The organism is Clostridium saccharoperbutylacetonicum N1-4(HMT), from assembly GCF_000340885.1.
GTDB classification, from domain to species: Bacteria; Bacillota; Clostridia; order Clostridiales; family Clostridiaceae; genus Clostridium; species Clostridium saccharoperbutylacetonicum.
The window spans coordinates 852,798-871,290 of the sequence record NC_020291.1 but is presented as its reverse complement, the minus strand read 5'-3'; the positions used below and the strand labels follow the sequence as shown (position 1 = coordinate 871,290).

Genomic DNA, 18,493 nt, shown 5'->3' with positions numbered 1-18,493 from the left:
TTTTTGTAGATATTATTTGAAGAGGTGTTTTTTTTATGTTTGTAATATCAATTAGAACTGCAATTTTATATCTATTAGTTGTTCTTACAATGAGATTAATGGGAAAAAGGCAAATCGGCGAACTCCAACCCTATGAATTTGTAATAACTATTATGATTTCTGATTTAGCCTCCTTACCAATGCAGGATACAAGGCTTCCTTTGCTATTAGGAATTATTCCAATAATAACTTTATTATTTTTAAAAACAATATTAACTCAAATTGTATTAAAATTTCAATCCACTAGAAAATTTGTAGATGGCGAACCCTGCATATTAATCAATAAAGGCAAAATAAATTATTCAACCCTAAAAAAGCAGCAATTAAATATTGATGAATTATTAGAAGAGTTACGTCTTGCAAATTACTTTAATCTTGATGAAATTCAATATGCAATTTTAGAAAATGATGGTCAGATATCTATACTACCGATGAATTATAATTCTACTAAAAAAACAATTTCAAACTCTGAAAATACTTCAAAAAATACTGAAGCTAAATTGCCTAAAGTATTAATTTCCGATGGCAAAATAAATAAAAACTCCTTAACTTGTATGGATAAAGATGAAAAATGGATACTAAATTTACTTGAAAAACATAATATTTCATCAATAAAACATGTTCTTATAGCCTTATATGATACTGAAGGTAAATTCAAATATCAGCTTTTTGATAAATATGAAAAGGAGTATATGAAATGAGGAATGCATTATTGTCAATACTTATATTTATATTCACCATGTTTTGTGTATACATTTTAAATAGCTCCATTCTTGCTTTATGTGATGATATAAAACTTGAAACTGAAAATATAGAATTAGAAATTACAGCTGGAGAATATGAAGAAGCCTATGATAAATCTCTTCAATTATTAAATCTAATCGGAGAAAAAAATCTATTAACATCTATTTATCTTAGCCATCAAGAGTTCGATAATTTATTAAATGAAGCAGTAAAATTATCTACATACCTAGTTCATGGCGATGAAATTGAGGCTCACGCCTCTTTACATTTACTCAAACACAATACAGAGCATCTAAAGAAATTGCAAATACCAAGTCTGGAAAATATTCTTTAAATTAACAATTCACTTTGCTCGTCCTTTTTATATAATTATGCATGCCACTTGCATAGTTATACACAATATTTTTTCATGCATAAAATCATAGTTTTATGCATCTTTTCTATTCTTTTTCTGTATATTATTTAAAATTTCATGAATAATATTATATTTCCCCCTTGATTATTATTCATTACAATTGTATAATTATAAACAGAGACAAGTTAGAAATTTCTTTTATATATCTTCCATTATTAAGTATATGAATGAATTAAATACATTTTATCATTGAGGAGGGCTATTAAATGGCAAAGTATAACAAAGTAGTATTAGCATATTCAGGAGGTTTAGATACATCAATCATTATTCCATGGCTTAAGGAGAATTACGGATGTGAAGTAATTGCTGTATGTGGTAATGTTGGTCAAAAAGATGAACTAGATGGTTTAGAAGAAAAAGCAATAAAAACAGGAGCATCAAAATTATATATAGAAGATTTAACTCAAGAATTTGTTGATGATTATATCTTCCCTACTATTCAAGCTGGTGCTATCTACGAAGGTAAATATCTTCTTGGTACATCCTTTGCAAGACCATTGATCGGAAAAAGATTAGTTGAAATAGCTAAAAAAGAAGGCGCAGATGCAATTTGTCACGGATGTACTGGTAAAGGAAATGACCAAGTAAGATTTGAAATGGCTGTTAAAGCTTTTGCACCTGAAATGGCAATAATTGCTCCATGGAGAATTTGGGACATCAAATCAAGAGAAGATGAAATAGATTATGCAGAAGCAAAAAATATTCCATTAAAAATCAATCGTGAAACAAACTACAGCAAAGATAAAAACATCTGGCATTTAAGTCATGAAGGTTTAGATTTAGAATTTCCTGAAAATGAGCCTCAATATGATAAGATTTTAGAACTTTGTAAGACTTTAGAAGCTGCACCAAATGAAGCTACTTACATTACATTAACTTTTGAAAAAGGTATTGCAGTTGCTTTAAATGGCAAAAAGATGAACAGCGTTGAATTATTAGATGAATTAAATAAAATAGGCGGAGAAAACGCTATTGGTATTACTGACATGGTAGAAAACAGACTTGTTGGTATGAAATCAAGAGGAGTATACGAAACTCCAGGTGGAACTATTCTTTACAAGGCTCATAAAGATTTAGAAGAACTTTGCTTAGATAAAGAAACAGCTCATTATAAAGAACAAATAGCATTAAAATTTGCTGATTTAGTTTATAATGGCCAATGGTTTACTCCACTTAGAGAAGCATTATATGAATTTGTTAAAAAGACTCAAGAAACAGTTACAGGAGAAATCAAATTAAAATTATATAAAGGAAATCTTGTAAATGCTGGTATGACTTCTCCTTACTCATTATATAGCGAAGAATATGCAACTTTTGGAGAAGATGGCGTATATGATCAAAAAGATTCAGCTGGATTCATAAATCTATTTGGTCTACCAACAGTGGTAAATGCTAAAATGAAAGAAAAAATAAAGAAAGAGGAGATATAATGAAGCTTTGGGGCGGACGGTTTAAAAAAGGTACAGATAAATTAGTTAATGATTTCAATTCTTCTATTAATGTTGATTCAAGAATGTATAAAGAAGATATCGAAGGAAGTCTCGCTCATGCATCAATGCTTGGAAACCAAAACATAATTTCCAAGGAGGCTAGTGATAGAATTACTTCTGGCCTTCTTGAAATACTAAAGAGAATGGAAAATGGAGTTATTGAAGTTGATGAAACTTCTGAAGATATTCATAGTTTTATTGAAGGTACTTTAACCTATTATATTGGCGAATATGGAAAAATGCTTCACACTGGAAGAAGCAGAAATGACCAAGTTACCTTAGACTTAAGACTACATTTAAAGAAAGCAATTATAGGAATAAACGAGGATATATTAGCTTTAGAAGAAGTTCTTCTAGAAAAAGCTAAAGAAAACATAGATACAATAATGCCTGGATATACTCATATGCAAAAAGCTCAACCAATTACTTTTGCACATCATCTTTTGGCTTATGCTGAAATGTTTAAAAGAGATATAGGAAGATTATCCGACTGTTATAAACGTGTTGATGAAATGCCTCTAGGCTCTGGAGCCTTAGCTACTTCTACTTATCCAATAGATAGAGAAGCTGTAGCTCGTGATCTTGGTTTTTCAAAGGTTACCTTAAACAGTTTAGATTCTGTATCTGATAGAGATTACGTTATTGAAACACTTTCGTGTCTTTCAATGATAATGATGCATTTATCAAGGTTTTCAGAAGAAGTTATTCTTTGGTGCACAAACGAATTTAGTTTTGTAGAACTTGATGATGCTTACAGTACTGGAAGCAGCATTATGCCACAAAAGAAAAATCCTGATGTGGCTGAATTAGTTAGAGGTAAAACTGGAAGAGTTTATGGAGACCTTATGACTTTACTTACTGTAATGAAAGGAATTCCTCTTGCTTATAATAAAGATATGCAAGAAGATAAAGAAGCTCTTTTCGATGGAATAGATACTGTTACTCTTTCACTTAAAACTTTCTGTGGAATGATTAAAACTATGAAAGTAAAAAAAGAAAACATGAGAAAAGGTGCAGGTCTTGGTTTTACTAATGCTACAGATGTAGCTGATTACCTAGTTAAAAAAGGAATGGCATTCAGAAATGCACATGAAGTAGTTGGAGAAATAGTTCTAACCTGCATAAAAGAAAATAAAATGATTGAAGAATTATCTCTCGAAGAACTTAAGGTCTTCTCTCCTATTTTTGAAGAAGATATTTATCATGCTATAGATCTATTAACTTGTGTAGAAGAACGTAAAGTTATCGGTGGCCCTTCTACAGAATCAGTTAAGATGCAAATCACAGCATTGGAAACTTTTATTGAAACAACAAAAGCAACGATCAATGCTTAAATATCAATTGTTAATTAATTATATTTTATTGATGAACAGATAACAATTGACGATTAATCATAATTTATTGATAAGCAGATATCAATTATTTATTGTAAAAAACTCAGCGGTTAACAGTTAAGGAAAGATGCTTGTTTCTATAGCTTCTTCCATAGCTGTTAACTGTAATTATTAGTAATAAGCAAAAAATCACAAATACTTAAAAGCAATAATATTAAATTCAGAAAACCTACAGCTAACAATGCATTACACGCTTGAACTGCAAATTACGCATTTCACTGTGAACTATAAATTGCCCACAGGGTACCCTAAAGGGCATAAACTGTAAACTGAACAAACGGGGGGTAACTATATGACTAAGATCGGAATAATTGGTGCCACAGGATATGTTGGTGCCGAACTTTTAAGATTATTATTATCTCATCCTAAAGTTGAAATTGCTGCTTTAAGCTCAGTTTCCTTTGAAGGACAAGAGATTAGTAATGTATATAAAAACTTTTTAAATAAAACAAATTTAGTTTGTGAAACTGCAGAAGATGTTATAGAAAAATCTGATGTAATTTTCACTGCTTTACCTCATGGCTTAAGTGAAGATATTGCCAAAAAAGCAATTGACAGCAATAAGATTTGCATTGATATGGGTGCTGATTTTAGATTATCTAATGAAGAAGAATATGAGTTATGGTATGGCAAGAAATTCACTCAACCAGAAATTCATGCAAGCAGTATTTATGGACTTCCAGAACTAAATAGAGCAAAAATTAAAGAATGTTCTTTAATTGCTAACCCTGGCTGCTATCCAACAACTATTGAACTTGGATTAATGCCACTACTTAAAAATTCTTTAATAAAATTAGATAATATCATTTGTGATTCTAAATCTGGAACTACTGGTGCCGGAAGAGGTTTAACCTTAAATACTCATTTCCCAGAGGAAAATGAAACCTTTGCACCTTACAAAGTTGGAGCTCATAGACATACTCCTGAAATTGAAGAAACCTTATCTGTTATGGCAAAGGAAAAAGTAAATGTGACTTTTACGCCTCACTTACTTCCAATTAACAGGGGCATTCTTTCTACCATCTACTGCTCTACTAAAGATACTGTTAATCTTGAAGAAATTCATAAACTATATGTAGCTGCTTATAAAGACGAACCTTTTGTTAATGTTTTACCACTTGGGGAAATCGCTTCAATAAAAAATGTTCGATTAACAAATGATTGTCATATATCACTGCACTTAAATCACAGAAAAGATCAAATAATTGTTGTAAGTACAATAGATAACATGGTTAAAGGAGCTGCCGGACAAGCAATTCAAAACATGAATATAATTCTTGGGTTTGAAGAAACAGATGGCTTAAACCTAATTGCACCAGCGTTTTAACTGTAAATACAAGCTGATTAAAGGGGGTTATAAATTTGGATATAAAATATATAAATGGTGGAGTTACTGCTCCTAAAGGATTCTTAGCTTCTGGAATACATTGTGGCTTAAAGCCAGGTAGTCTAAAAAAAGATTTGGCCTTAATTTATTCAGAAGTACCAGCTGCTGCTGCTGGAATGTACACTAAAAATAAAGTTAAAGGTGCTCCGATTTACATTACAAAAGAGCATTTAACTAACAAAAAAGCACAAGCAATAATAATAAATAGTGGTAATGCAAATACTTGTACTGGCGATGATGGATTACAAAAGGCAAAAAAAATGGCTTCACTACAAGCTAAAGAATTAAAATTAAAAACTGATGATGTTTTAGTTGCGTCTACTGGGGTAATTGGGGTTCCATTAAATATAGATGCTATAAAAAATGGCATTCCACTACTTACTGAAAATTTATCAATGGAAGGCTCTAACGATGCATCAGAAGCTATTATGACTACTGATACTTTCCAAAAACAATTAGCTTTGGAATTTTATATTGGAGATAAAAAAATAACAATTGGAGCAATGGCAAAGGGTTCTGGAATGATTGAACCAAACATGGGAACAATGCTTTCTTTCATTACTACTGATTTATCTATTTCTCCAGAATTATTGCACGAAGCCTTAAAATCAACTGTTAATGTGACTTACAATAGAGTAAGCGTTGATGGAGATACAAGTACTAATGATATGGTATTAATATTAGCTAATGGTTCAGCTGAAAATCCAACTATAACTAAAAAGGATGAAAATTATGATGCCTTCTTAAATGCACTTACTGACTTAAGTACAATTATGGCTAAAAATATTGCTAAAGATGGAGAAGGTGCTACAAAATTATTAGAATGTCAAATAATAGGTGCCAAAAGTGACAAGGATGCTGTTGTTTTAGGAAAAAGCGTTATTAACTCAAGTTTGGTTAAAACAGCAATGTTTGGAAGCGATGCAAATTGGGGAAGAATTTTATGTGCACTTGGCTATGCCGACATTGATTTTGATACAGAAAAAGTAGATGTTACTTTTGAAAGCTCTGCTGGTTCTATAAAGGTTTGCGAAGCAGGAAGTTCTCTACCTTTTGATGAAGGCATAGCAAAAAAAGTCTTAAACGAAAAAGAAATTGTTATAAAAGTCAATTTATTTTTAGGTAATCATAGTGCTTACGTTTGGGGTTGTGATTTAAGTTATGAATACGTAAAAATAAATGGAGACTATAGAAGCTAGAGGCAGTTAGGATTTAACAGTTATGAGTTTATTGATGAAATTGTTTCGGAATTTCTCCCAAACTCATAACTCGAAACTTATAACTCTTAACTGAACCAAGATTGGGGGATTTAAATTGGATCATACTGAAAGAGCTGAGATATTAGTTAAAGCTTTGCCTTATATTCAGCAATACTATGGAAAAACAATCGTTGTAAAATATGGTGGAAATGCAATGATAAGCGAAGAACTTCGTGAAACTGTAATAAATGACATCATATTAATGAAATGTGTTGGAATTCAACCTGTTGTTGTACACGGTGGAGGACCTGATATCTCTGATTTATTAAATAGATTAAATCACAAAAGTGAATTTATTAATGGCTTAAGATATACTGATGATACTACTATTGAAGTAGTTCAAATGGTCTTAGGTGGAAAAGTTAATAAAGATTTAGTTTCTTTAATAGGAAAGTTTGGTGGGAAAGCTATTGGTTTATGTGGAATGGATGGCTCTCTTATAAAAGCTAAAAAAATGGAATCTGATAGTGATTTAGGTTATGTTGGTGAAATAACCAAAGTTAATACAGAAATACTAAAAACCACTATAAATTCAGGATATATACCTGTTGTTGGTAGTGTTGCTTTAGGAGAAACTGATAACAAGGCCTACAATATAAATGCCGATACTTGTGCAGCAAAAATTGCATCTGCTTTGAAAGCTGAAAGATTAATACTTCTTACTGATGTACCAGGAGTAATGAAAGATCCAAAAGATATTTCTTCTCTAATCAGCACATTAAGACTTCACCAAATACCTAAATTATGCCTAGAAGGTGTAATTAAAGGTGGGATGATTCCTAAAATTGATTGTTGTGTTGAAGCAATCAGAATGGGTGTCGAAAAAGCAACTATTCTTGATGGCCGTGTACCTCATTCTCTCCTTCTAGAATTATTCTCACCAGAAGGTATAGGAACAATAATCTACTAGAATGAGCTGATAGTTGTAATTCAAAAGAAATTCAATACTTAACTTTTAATTAAGTATTTCCCAAAAACTCTCAACTGTTAACTCATTACTGAACTTACAACTGACCTACAACTACAAACTGTAAATTGCAAACTGCCCACAGGGTACCCTAAAGGGCATAAACTGAATAACCGGGGGTGTTTTTATGTCATATAATTTTAATGAAGCAAAAGAACATATTGTAAATAGTTACGGAAGATTAGAGCCTGTAATAAGTCATGGCGAAGGTGTTTATCTTTATGATACGAATAACAATAAATATTTAGATTTCACTAGTGGAATCGGTGTTAGCAGCTTAGGCTATGGTCATGAAAAATGGGTTAAGACTACAAGTAAACAATTAAAAACTCTCGCCCATGCCTCAAATATATTTTATACAGAGCCAAGTGTTAAACTTGCACAAGAATTAACAGATAAAGCTAACATGAGCAAAGTATTTTTTGCAAACTCTGGTGCTGAAGCTAATGAAGGGGCTATTAAATTAGCAAGAAAATATAGTTATGATAAATATGGTGCTAATAGAAGTAAAGTTCTTACCTTAATTCAATCTTTCCATGGTAGGACTATCACAACCTTAAAAGCAACTGGACAGGAAAAGTTTCATAAGTACTTCTTCCCTTTTACTGAAGGTTTTGATTATGTGAAAGCAAATGATATCCAAGATTTTAAAACTAAACTTTCAGACGATGTTTGTGCAATAATGCTTGAAGCTATTCAAGGAGAAGGTGGCGTTATTCCTTTAGATAAAGATTTTGTTCAAGAATTAGTTGAAATTTGCAAGGAAAAAGACGTTCTTGTAATCTTTGACGAAGTTCAATGTGGTATAGGAAGAACTGGTAAAATGTTTGGTTATAATAATTTTAATGTTGAAGCTGACATAGTTACCGTTGCTAAAGGACTTGGAGCAGGGCTTCCTATTGGTGGAATTCTTTGTTCAACTAAAGTTGCAGACGTATTTAAACCAGGTGATCACGGATCAACTTTTGGTGCAAACCCTGTAGCTTGTGCTGGTGCTTTAGTTGTCTTAGATGAAATTTGCAATGAAAAATATTTAGAAAAAATAGCTAAAAGAGGAGCTTATGTAAAGGAAATTATAGAAGAAGCCAATAATCCTCAAATTGAAGCAGTTCGTGGTTTTGGATTAATGATTGGAATAAAGGTAAAATGTGAACCTGCATTAGTTCAAAAAGAAGCTATAAAAAAAGGTCTTTTAGTTTTAACAGCTGGTAAAGATGCAGTAAGACTTCTTCCACCACTTGTAATTACTAAAAAAGAATTAAAAGCTGGTATTGATATAATATTAGAAATTTTATCTAACTTAGAAAGTTAGTTTATTGTTCGGAGGCATTTATATGAAAAGAGATTTATTAAAAATAGATGATCTATCTAAAGAAGAAATTTTAGATATTCTAAACTTAGCTGATCAATTAAAGTATGAACAAAAGCATGGTATAGATCATCCTCACTTAAAAGGAAAGAGCTTAGGAATGATATTCGAAAAAGCATCTACTAGAACTAGAGTATCTTTTGAAGTTGGTATGTATCAATTAGGTGGAAATTCGTTATTTTTAACTGATAAAGATTTACAAATTGGACGTGGCGAACCTATTGAAGATACTGCACGAGTGCTTTCAAGATTCATTCAAGGTATAATGATAAGAACTTTCTCCCATGAAAAAGCTGAAAAATTAGCGAAATATTCATCAATTCCAATCATCAATGGTTTAACTGATGCTGAACATCCATGTCAGGTATTGGCTGATTTGATGACGATAAGAGAAAATAAGAACATTCTTGAAGGTCTAAAGGTTGCCTATATAGGTGATGGTAATAACATGGCAAACTCTTTAATGATTGGCTGTTTAAAAATTGGAATGAATTTTTCAATTGCCTCTCCTGAAGCTTATACAGTCTCCGAAACATATTTAAATAGGGCTAAGGAACTTGCTTTAAAAGAAGGAGTTAATTTTACCAATACTACTTCTCCTCTAGAAGCTGCCAAAGATGCAGATGTATTAATCACAGATGTTTGGGCTAGCATGGGGCATGAAAAGGAAGTTGAAGAAAGAGCTAAAGCTTTTAAAGGCTTTCAAATTAATAAGGAATTATTAGAAGTAGCCGATAGTAACGTAATGGTACTCCATTGCCTACCAGCCCATAGAGGTGAAGAAATTACAGCTGAGGTTTTAGAGGAACATGCAGATTCTATTTTTGATGAATCTGAAAATAGATTACATGCACAAAAAGCTGTACTTGTTAAGTTAATGAAATAATAATAACAAATAGTACAAACTTATTTTATCCCCAGGGATATTACTTTAAATAAACCAAAATAAAGCAAATTAAAATATGCTAAGAATTTTCCTTAGATATTTTAATTTGCTTTTTCTTTAAGTCTGTCTTCTAAGATAGTTTAGTTGCAACACCATTGCTTGAAAAGCTGTAGCCATAAAGTTCACAATCATGAGCCATCATACCATTGGAATACATTAAATAATCTTTACCATCATCATGTATCCAGCCTGTCTGCATAGCTCCAGTGTGATCTAAATAGTACCATTCACCATCTATTTTTTGCCAGCCAGTTTGCATAGCTCCACTTTCATTGAAATAGTACCATTTATTTTCTAAAAGTACCCAACCTGTTTTCATAGCGCCATCCTCACTGTTGCCCATATAATACCAGTTGATTCCATCTTTCTTCCAATCATAAATCATCCATCCATCCGAATCAAATACATACCATTTACCATTAATCTTTTCCCAGCCGCTCTTGGTATAACTTCCATCTGAATGTTTATACCACCACTTGCCAGTAGGTGCATCTTCTAACCATACACCAGGATTTATTTGATCACTAATTAATGCAGCCCCTGTAAATACATTTATATCACATTTAGAAGCCACCCCATTAATAAGACCTAATTCAGTATATTGATGCCCTATTCTATTGGCAAAAAAATTATCTGGTAGATTCCAAGGATCATTATTATAATTAGCTTCCCAAAAAGGCATATTTTCAATTGTAGTACTAATGTCACTTATATAAGCTAAAAAGCTTGTATAGCTATAGATTCCTAATTTCAAAGGACTAAGCTGATTAAAAGTAGTAATAAATCTAATAACATAATCAGATAAAGCCTCAAAATTTGTCTCTATATCCATCATAGGAACCAAGTCCCATTCATAAGCTTTTATTTTGTTATAGAAATTAGCTGCCTGTGTTTCAGGTGAGCTTGTGCCAACTAAGAAGTGATATGCGCCAACCTTCAAACCATTATTTTTGCATTCAGTATAAAAATCTTCCATAGTTAAGTCCTGAAAAGTTGTGCCTTCTGTAGCTTTTACATAAACATACTCAACTCCGTCATTTGCTACTTTATTAAAATTTATTTCCCCATTGTTATTAGATATATCTATTCCTTTTATATTTTTCATTATAATCCACCCCTTTCTAAATATATACGTTGTAAAAATACTTATTTATTGCCAATTTCAAAAATTACATTGTAATTTGGGCTATAATTGAGCATTGAGTAGTGAGCACTGATAATTTTAATATATAATATGAAAAGTATTTACATATGTTTATCTGAAATTTGAGTTTACAAAGAAAATTTTTCTTTAAGTTAAACTACTGGAAGCGCTGATTTAACATTGTTTAATTCACTTAAAAGATTTTCATTTTGTACTTTTAAATTAGAGTTTTCTTCAGTTAGTTGTTTTATAATTTCTGAATTATTTATTACCTCTTCCTTGCCTTGATTAATTTCTCCTGCTATAGCTTGTCTTAAATTATCAACATCTTCTTGACTTAATTCCGGGAATTTTTTCAATATAGCTTCATTAAACAAGTCTACCTTTGATTTCAACTTCTCCTCTACAATTGTGCTAATTCTAAAATTCTCATCTATCATATACCATATTTGCTTAGCAACCTTGATGTAACTTTCATTCTTTAAAATTAAAGTCTCCACTCCTGCTTTTTCAAACCTAGATTCTGCTAGCTTTATTAAAATTGCTATTAATGCTTTTATCATCTTAAATCCATCCTCTCTAAATTTTATAATCAGATAAAGAAATGCTATAATCACAGTTCTTTATCTGATAACATTTAAGCTTCTATATTTTTATTTCATCAATTTTTCAATAGAATAAATAAAAAAGCCTACAAACGTTGTTGCTCCAAGTCCAATAAGACCTTTTAGCACACTCGTTAGGGCTTTTAAATTATCACATAAGTTTTTTATTTCTATTTTGAAACTAGCACTATCCTGTTCTAATTTATCAATTCGGCAACCATGATTATTTAAACGGGTATCATGAGTTTCTAATTTATCTTTCATTAATTCTTCATTCATAGGCAAAGCCTCCTTTCCTTGAGTTTTAAAATGTGAATTTGTAAGTAAAAATTGACAATAAAAAAAGCACTTATTTGTGCTGGTTTGTTGTTTGTATTTTTTATATGTCCATAACTATATTATCTAATATTAATTAAACTTTGCTTCGAAGTTATAATATATTATCGCATTATGCTTCTACTTGTATCACACTTTTTAGAATTTACCTCCGTTACTTTCTATTTCAAATAATTAAAAATGTTCTCCTGATTTCAAAATTGTAATAGTATTTTTATTTCCTCTTTTTATTCAACTCATTTCATCATAAGTCATATTTTTCCATTCTTTATTTTATTATAATATTTTATAGCTTTCAGTCATTCTTAATAAAGAATCTCCAGATCTAATCCATAAGTTACCATAATCATCTGTACACATACTACTATCACACCATATAGGATAACTCCACTCATCCATTAGATCAGACGTACGTAATTTTCTAATATAACATGCAGAGTAATCCATTCTTGAATATAATATATATAAATAGTTAGAATCTTTACTAAAACATCCAAAATGAACTTGACTATTTGCATATTGTACAGAACCACTTGCATCAGTAGGACTTACTAAATTTAAATCACATTTAGTTATAGTATTCCAATAACCACCTGAATTTGGATTCCACCAATCTGTACCATATAAAGTATTATTACAATAAGTAAAATCAGTATTACAACTCGAAAGTCCTCTATTAATAATAGAAAATTTATTTCCATTTGTATCATATTTATCAATATGTGCTGATGCTCCATTTGGAACATTAGGGACAAATACATATAAATTAGTACCATCTGTAGTTATTTTCGAAAATTGCATTTGTTTATCCCAAACTTGTTGTCCATAAGTATTTATTTTTTTAATAGCATAACAACCTGAACCATTATACCAATAATACGCCATAAATGTACTTCCACTATTGTCTACAGCTATATATGATATTGTTCTTCCTGTTGCATCATTTGTCATATCATAAGTCCAAAATAAATTTCCATTAACATCATATTTAAATAATCTACTACTATAATACAATATTATATTTCCATTATTATCACTTTTAATATTACTAGATGGACCATAATTAGTTGATAATGGCAATGTTCTAGTCCATATTAGATTTCCATTGTTATCATATTTTTGAAGCATACCATAATTAACTACATAACAATAGTTATTTATTACAGTTAAAGAATTTGCATAATTCCAAGTATTATTTGGACTCGCGGCTTTATTGCCAGCACCTAAATAAACATTTACAGAAGCTCCTATATTTCTATTAATACTATTTGAACCTACATAAGAACCACTTGAATATCCACCAAGACTTGCAACTGTTGCATTTCCAACTACTCCAAATATGCTTTTACCACTTACAATATTTTGTGCTAATAAATCTGGCATATCTTGACTAAGCCATGTATTCCCATCGTAATAACCTTTAGGCACTAAAAAATGCCCCTTTGCGTAGGCATTACCAACTTGTCCTGGTGCCCAATAAGCAATATTACTCGGTGGTGTATTATTTGCTAAAACTGGAATATTCCCTGATATTTTTGCCCCATTAACATATGCAAAAGCACCATTCAATATCTGTGCGGATACTGCATTGGCGTCTGCTGTATCTACAACACTTGACTTTCCACTAACACCATTAATAGTCACTCCACTTCTTATATTTCCATTTACTAAGTTGCTTAAATCTAAAGTTCCAACTAATCCAGTATCATTATCATTACTAAATTTCTTTCCAGCTAGTACATTGGCTGCTACTGCATCTCCCTCTGCACTAGCTTTGATAAAAAAACAACCATTACCATTATCCCCAGTGGCATTATACCAAACCGTATATGCCTTTTCAGCTATTAAATTTGGTGCCACTGTTGTGGCTGGTTTATATAACTTCTTACCATTTATAGTTGTTGCAGCTCCACCATTATTTGCACTTGCTATAAATGTTATTGGATAGCCATTTTTTAATGTTCCATTTATTGTTAATGTAAGAGCCGTTCCTGTTCCACCTGCTGTTTGATACACCATATCTGACAATTGTGTATCATGTGCTTTTAACGCTTGATCTATTATATCTGCATTATCATTGAAATTTTGAATATCTACAACATCGGTTCCTTCTGGTTTTTTTAGTCCATAATTTGTTGTTGTTAACATATAATCCTTCCTTTCTATTCATAAACTTTTAGTTCATCCCAAGTTTTAATTTTACAATTGTTCCAGCTTAAATTCTTTTGCTTTAATACATTCCACACTGTATAAGTATATTTAAAGGAATACGTTAAATGCGCTGGCTTAATATCTTCTAACATGTTTTTAAAGGCTTGCAGATTTTTAGGAATGCCCTTAATACCTACAAACTGTATTACAAAAGAATACTCTGCATTGTTTTCTATTACATTTACTTCCCCACCACTAAAAGCTTCAGCAGTTTTCTTTAACATGGCTTTAGTTGTAGTGCCTTGTCCACGTTTTTTTGCTTTTAAAACTTCTCGCCTTTCCTCATAGCTTGCATTTAAATTGGTGTCTATTCCATATTCATCTTCCCAGTAAGTAAGCCCCCAAGTAGCAGTATCTATAAAAAATTGCTTTATACAATCATTTAAGTAATATAAAATACTTCCTAATTCTGTGCCTTCAACCTCATAAACAGCCTTCATTTCCTGAATATCACTTATAAAGGATGGTACGTATCTTGTTAAATCAACAAAATATTTTTTAATTTCCTCTGCACTTGGTATATTTTCTGCATATTTTAATAGTCCATATTCGCTTGTTCCATACATACTATACCCCCTTTAAGTCATTCCAAATTAAAGGGCCCTTTTTCATGGCTCCAATGTCTGATGGTATTAATTTATTATTTGATGTATAGACATTCTGCCAAGAACCCCATGTTCCATCAACTTTAGTTCTTATATAAATCAAATTAGCAGTATTTCCAGAACCATAACTTATGGCATATTGGCACATCCAGTTTGTATCTGAATGAGATATTACAATAAAATAGAACCATCCAGTGTTAGGAGCATTAATTACTGTACTTCCTCTATAAAATCCAGATGTTTGACAACTGTTTAAATCCGTATTACTAATATCTTTTGCTACTGAGCCTAACCCATAAGCTGCCAAGGTATTATTTAAAAAAGCTGTAGTAGCAATTTGTGTGCTTGAATTACCTAAACTTGCTGTTGTTGCTACTGGAATACCTGTAAATATTGGAGAATCTACTGGAGCATAAAAAGAACCATGTTTGCCATCTAATTTATCAGCATTGTCAATAATTCCATCGTCATTTGTATCATATACTGACTTAACCATGTCTCCAAAACCAAGCTGAGAGATTTGAGTTTTTGTTGCAAATTTTGTATCTGCTTCACTTTCTGTATAATACCTATCGTCGTGAGTGTGCTCTTTAGGTGCTTGATTATTAACACCAGAACTATCTAATGTTGCTACTCCATTAGCTGCCCCCATTTCACTTCTCTTTACTTGAACATCATTTGTTAAATTGCCAAGTCCTATTTGGCTTGCTGTTGTGGCATGTGGATTACTTGAATCACTAATATGTGTATAAGCACTATTCCAAGTATCAATTAATGTTTTAGTAATAGTATCAATTATAGATTTATTATCATGGACATGCTTCTTGGTATTCATATCATCATGATCTATCTTATCCTGTTTGCTCATCTTACCATCAACACTTGAGGAAGCTAAAGGAATGGAATTTGCTGAAATAGGAATCCATGCAGTTCCATCATATCTATAAGTTATATCTGTATCTTTAACATTAACCGTCCAACCATCCTCTGGAGATGGATAAGTCGTTGCTATAACTGAAAATGTAGCTACAGACTCCTTCCAATCTAAACTGGTTACTAAAGCACTTAATTTATTATCAATTTCATTTTTTGTATATTTGTCATTCCAAATTGGTATATTTGAATTAATCGCATTTGTCAAAGTATTTTCAGCTAAAGTAGCCCTATTAACCTCATTTGTCAAATTATCAGTTAATGCTTGCTCTGAAGTTTTGGCTCTTGATACTTCTGAATTCAAATTATCACTTAACACCTTTTCAGAATTGACAGCTCTTGTTATCTCTGAATTGAGATTATCAGTTATAGTATATTCACTAGTTTTTGCTCTATTTATTTCACTTGATAAATTACTTGTTAGTGTCTGCTCAGAATTTTTCGCTCTTGAAACCTCAAAATTTAAATTACCTTCAATTTCATCTTCTCTACTGACGGCCCTTGAAGCTTCTGTATTCAAGGCCATTTGGGTTGATACAATGCTATCTTGAACCCTATTTATATCCTCTGCTTCAACAGTGTCTCCTTGAGTTTCATAAGAAATGTACAAATGAGATATGGTTGAAAATATTTTTATATTAGTTTTCCAAGGGGTTAAGGATGGTGTTGAAATAATATAGGTTTCAAGTTTATTTCCTGAAAGCTTAGTTCCTGTATAAACATTAACTGTTTTTTTATTTACATTATCATGCTGAAGTTCTGCTTCATAAACGCCATTAGAGGTTATAATTTCTTCCTCAATAACATATGTGTTGTTATCCAACTTATTAAGCTTTTCTACAAAATTGTCTATCTCCTTAGGATAATTACTCAATTAAACCACCCCTAACTCAGTTATTTCTAATACTGGAATTTCCTCATCTGCTAAAACTATATTTGAAGTTAATCCATTAACTTTTAAGTCCTGATAATCTAGCACCCCGGTAGTATTTAACAAAATATTCCCTATTTTAGCTATACTTATAGAAGAAGCTTCAAAAGCCACTTCCTTAAGATATGCTGTAATAAGTCCATCAAATTCCCCTTTAACATTTCCTAAATTTAATCCATCTACTATGGTTATATTAGCAGTTATCTTTAACATTTTTTCTATTGCACTTGTAACTGTTACAGTCGCTCCAATTGGTCTTAGCTCTTCTATATAAGCCGCTGCCTTTTCTACAAGCTCACCTGAAGCTGCTTTCTTATCTGAGTCTGCTATTACAACTTTTACTGTTCCTGGTCCATTTGCAACAGGAAATACTTTAGCTGCTCCTACTCCATAAACTGCTAGGGCCCAATTCAAATAATGATATTTATTTCCGCTTGTAGCAGGTGTCTTTATTTTTAACATAAGCCTATCAAATAATTTTTCATTATCTTCAACCTCTATACCTGGCTCTAAGCTTTCAGTAAGTTTAGCTGTCCCAAGTTCCTCAACATATTCGATTGGCAATAAAGCTCCTGTTGGATAATTTCCTGCTGCTCCTAGGGTTTCACATTTCATTTTATATTTGCCTTTTTCAATTTTTTCTATTGCTTCATAATTGATCTTATCTATAGAAAACCTTGAATTTAGCGGTATATCCATTAAATTGCCATCTGCATCTGTAAAAATTCCAAGCTTTACTGCATAGGTTGCTGGTTTTCTTGTAAGTCCATATTCCATTGCTTTTAAATCCAAATATTCTTCAGGCATATCTTTAGAAGCGAAGCTATAGCTTAGAAATCTATCCATATCACTTCTTATTTTTGCTACTTCCTGTGCAGCTGGAGCTAAGGCATTATAAATTAAACTGCTGTCTTTTCTTTTATCTATGTCCTTGGGTATGCTTTCCAGCATTCTGTTTAATATATCTTCTTCCTTTACTTCAAACATCAGCTTTCCTCCTTTTCTATCTCTATATCCCCATAAATAGAAAAAACAGTGAATTTTACTAATACACTGTCTTCACTATAGGAAAATTCAAAATTACCAACGTCCTTGACTCTATCATCTTGGAGTATAGCTTCTGAAATTCTCCTCTTTAATTCACTTTTTGCTATATCTCTATCTAATTCAGATATGATATTAAGTTCACTTCCATAACTATTAGAATAAATCAAATAATTATATCTTTCTGTGTTTAATATAAAATATATCGTTTGCTCCAAGGCCTCCTTGCCATCGCAAAATCCAACTATTTTATTATCTTTAATTTTGTAGGTTTTACTAGGCATCTCAGCTTCATTTTTAATTTCTAGATTATCTATAATGGCACCTTGTGGCAGTATACTTACATAACTCATTATTTCACCACCTTATCAAGTATTAAATACCTTGCTCCACTTTCGATTTTTAATAATATTACTGTATCATCTATTTTTAAGCCTTCTCTTATGACCAACTTATCTGATTCAGAGGTTCCATCAACAACTTTGCTATTTTTTAAATTCACCTCATATCTAGTTAAACTTTCAGGCACAACAAAGAACTCTTTTGGTAGTATTTTTTTCTGGCTTATTTTTATAGTAATATTTTCAGCATCTGTGACTGTTCCAAATTCAATATCTAATGGATTACTTGCATTTATGGCATTAACACTTGCTTGTTTTATCAACTCTAACATT

The 18,493-nt window shown here is 31.4% G+C and carries 18 protein-coding genes; 9 read left to right on the top strand and 9 right to left on the bottom strand.

Translation table 11 applies throughout. From position 1 onward, the window contains the following. Positions 1-35 precede the first annotated feature (35 nt). The 9 genes from CSPA_RS03925 to argF all read left to right on the top strand — a co-directional run bounded on the left by CSPA_RS03925 (position 36) and on the right by argF (position 9,950). Entirely contained in the window at positions 36-740 is a 705-nt protein-coding gene (locus tag CSPA_RS03925; protein WP_015390906.1) for a DUF421 domain-containing protein, read from the top strand. Further along, complete coding sequence (locus CSPA_RS03920; protein ID WP_015390905.1) at positions 737-1,117, top strand: DUF4363 family protein; 381 nt, start codon at positions 737-739, stop codon at positions 1,115-1,117. The genes CSPA_RS03925 and CSPA_RS03920 overlap by 4 nt, the downstream gene beginning before the upstream one ends. 287 nt (positions 1,118-1,404) lie before the next feature. Continuing rightward, on the top strand, positions 1,405-2,628 hold the full coding sequence (locus tag CSPA_RS03915) for an argininosuccinate synthase (RefSeq protein ID WP_015390904.1): 1,224 nt from the start codon (positions 1,405-1,407) through the stop codon (positions 2,626-2,628). Then, the gene (argH, locus tag CSPA_RS03910) at positions 2,628-4,022 is read left to right on the top strand and encodes an argininosuccinate lyase (protein WP_015390903.1); all 1,395 of its coding nucleotides are present in this window, start codon (positions 2,628-2,630) and stop codon (positions 4,020-4,022) included. The genes CSPA_RS03915 and argH overlap by 1 nt, the downstream gene beginning before the upstream one ends. Before the next feature lie 352 nt (positions 4,023-4,374). Continuing rightward, entirely contained in the window at positions 4,375-5,409 is a 1,035-nt protein-coding gene (gene argC, locus CSPA_RS03905; protein WP_015390902.1) for an N-acetyl-gamma-glutamyl-phosphate reductase, read from the top strand. Between the two features lie 35 nt (positions 5,410-5,444). Further along, a complete protein-coding gene (gene argJ, locus CSPA_RS03900; protein WP_015390901.1) occupies positions 5,445-6,668 on the top strand; it encodes a bifunctional glutamate N-acetyltransferase/amino-acid acetyltransferase ArgJ in 1,224 nt (407 codons plus the stop codon). A 115-nt stretch (positions 6,669-6,783) separates the two neighbouring features. After that, positions 6,784-7,638: an acetylglutamate kinase gene (gene argB / locus CSPA_RS03895; protein WP_015390900.1), complete on the top strand. Its 855-nt coding sequence runs from the start codon at positions 6,784-6,786 to the stop codon at positions 7,636-7,638. A 184-nt stretch (positions 7,639-7,822) separates the two neighbouring features. Continuing rightward, positions 7,823-9,007, top strand: a complete 1,185-nt coding sequence (locus tag CSPA_RS03890; RefSeq protein WP_015390899.1) for an aspartate aminotransferase family protein — start codon at positions 7,823-7,825, stop codon at positions 9,005-9,007. Between the two features lie 22 nt (positions 9,008-9,029). Beyond that, positions 9,030-9,950, top strand: coding sequence for an ornithine carbamoyltransferase (gene argF / locus CSPA_RS03885; RefSeq protein WP_015390898.1), 921 nt, complete (start codon positions 9,030-9,032; stop codon positions 9,948-9,950). 130 nt (positions 9,951-10,080) lie between these two features. Here the strand turns inward: argF and CSPA_RS03880 are convergent, their stop codons facing one another. The 9 genes from CSPA_RS03880 to CSPA_RS03840 all read right to left on the bottom strand — a co-directional run bounded on the left by CSPA_RS03880 (position 10,081) and on the right by CSPA_RS03840 (position 18,492). Beyond that, on the bottom strand, positions 10,081-11,115 hold the full coding sequence (locus CSPA_RS03880) for a GH25 family lysozyme (protein ID WP_015390897.1): 1,035 nt from the start codon (positions 11,113-11,115) through the stop codon (positions 10,081-10,083). A 191-nt stretch (positions 11,116-11,306) separates the two neighbouring features. Continuing rightward, positions 11,307-11,717 (bottom strand): hypothetical protein, encoded by a 411-nt coding sequence (locus CSPA_RS03875; protein ID WP_015390896.1) that lies wholly within the window; start codon positions 11,715-11,717, stop codon positions 11,307-11,309. Between the two features lie 90 nt (positions 11,718-11,807). After that, a complete protein-coding gene (locus tag CSPA_RS03870) occupies positions 11,808-12,038 on the bottom strand; it encodes a hemolysin XhlA family protein (protein WP_015390895.1) in 231 nt (76 codons plus the stop codon). A gap of 333 nt (positions 12,039-12,371) precedes the next feature. After that, positions 12,372-14,243, bottom strand: a complete 1,872-nt coding sequence (locus CSPA_RS03865; RefSeq protein ID WP_015390894.1) for a hypothetical protein — start codon at positions 14,241-14,243, stop codon at positions 12,372-12,374. 14 nt (positions 14,244-14,257) lie between these two features. Then, positions 14,258-14,872, bottom strand: a complete 615-nt coding sequence (locus CSPA_RS03860; RefSeq protein ID WP_015390893.1) for a YmfQ family protein — start codon at positions 14,870-14,872, stop codon at positions 14,258-14,260. 1 nt (position 14,873) lies between these two features. Next, a complete protein-coding gene (locus tag CSPA_RS03855) occupies positions 14,874-16,718 on the bottom strand; it encodes a pyocin knob domain-containing protein (RefSeq protein WP_015390892.1) in 1,845 nt (614 codons plus the stop codon). Further along, positions 16,719-17,762 carry a baseplate J/gp47 family protein gene (locus CSPA_RS03850; protein WP_015390891.1) on the bottom strand — a complete coding sequence of 348 codons (1,044 nt, stop codon included), beginning with the start codon at positions 17,760-17,762 and terminating at the stop codon, positions 16,719-16,721. Next, the gene (locus CSPA_RS03845; protein WP_015390890.1) at positions 17,762-18,172 is read right to left on the bottom strand and encodes a DUF2634 domain-containing protein; all 411 of its coding nucleotides are present in this window, start codon (positions 18,170-18,172) and stop codon (positions 17,762-17,764) included. The genes CSPA_RS03850 and CSPA_RS03845 overlap by 1 nt, the downstream gene beginning before the upstream one ends. Further along, on the bottom strand, positions 18,172-18,492 hold the full coding sequence (locus tag CSPA_RS03840) for a DUF2577 domain-containing protein (protein ID WP_015390889.1): 321 nt from the start codon (positions 18,490-18,492) through the stop codon (positions 18,172-18,174). Before CSPA_RS03840 ends, CSPA_RS03845 begins: the two co-directional genes overlap by 1 nt. Position 18,493: the final 1 nt, after the last annotated feature.

Bases quoted from the DNA above. Each gene is read 5' to 3' on its own strand.
- CSPA_RS03925 (WP_015390906.1), top strand. From the start codon at position 36: ATGTTTGTAATATCAATTAGAACTGCAATTTTATATCTATTAGTTGTT.
- CSPA_RS03880 (WP_015390897.1), bottom strand. From the start codon at position 11,115: ATGAAAAATATAAAAGGAATAGATATATCTAATAACAATGGGGAAATA.
- CSPA_RS03870 (WP_015390895.1), bottom strand. From the start codon at position 12,038: ATGAATGAAGAATTAATGAAAGATAAATTAGAAACTCATGATACCCGT.
- CSPA_RS03920 (WP_015390905.1), top strand. From the start codon at position 737: ATGAGGAATGCATTATTGTCAATACTTATATTTATATTCACCATGTTT.
- argH (WP_015390903.1), top strand. From the start codon at position 2,628: ATGAAGCTTTGGGGCGGACGGTTTAAAAAAGGTACAGATAAATTAGTT.
- CSPA_RS03840 (WP_015390889.1), bottom strand. From the start codon at position 18,492: ATGTTAGAGTTGATAAAACAAGCAAGTGTTAATGCCATAAATGCAAGT.
- CSPA_RS03845 (WP_015390890.1), bottom strand. From the start codon at position 18,172: ATGAGTTATGTAAGTATACTGCCACAAGGTGCCATTATAGATAATCTA.
- CSPA_RS03850 (WP_015390891.1), bottom strand. From the start codon at position 17,762: ATGTTTGAAGTAAAGGAAGAAGATATATTAAACAGAATGCTGGAAAGC.
- CSPA_RS03860 (WP_015390893.1), bottom strand. From the start codon at position 14,872: ATGTATGGAACAAGCGAATATGGACTATTAAAATATGCAGAAAATATA.
- argF (WP_015390898.1), top strand. From the start codon at position 9,030: ATGAAAAGAGATTTATTAAAAATAGATGATCTATCTAAAGAAGAAATT.
- argC (WP_015390902.1), top strand. From the start codon at position 4,375: ATGACTAAGATCGGAATAATTGGTGCCACAGGATATGTTGGTGCCGAA.
- CSPA_RS03890 (WP_015390899.1), top strand. From the start codon at position 7,823: ATGTCATATAATTTTAATGAAGCAAAAGAACATATTGTAAATAGTTAC.
- CSPA_RS03875 (WP_015390896.1), bottom strand. From the start codon at position 11,717: ATGATAAAAGCATTAATAGCAATTTTAATAAAGCTAGCAGAATCTAGG.
- CSPA_RS03915 (WP_015390904.1), top strand. From the start codon at position 1,405: ATGGCAAAGTATAACAAAGTAGTATTAGCATATTCAGGAGGTTTAGAT.
- CSPA_RS03865 (WP_015390894.1), bottom strand. From the start codon at position 14,243: ATGTTAACAACAACAAATTATGGACTAAAAAAACCAGAAGGAACCGAT.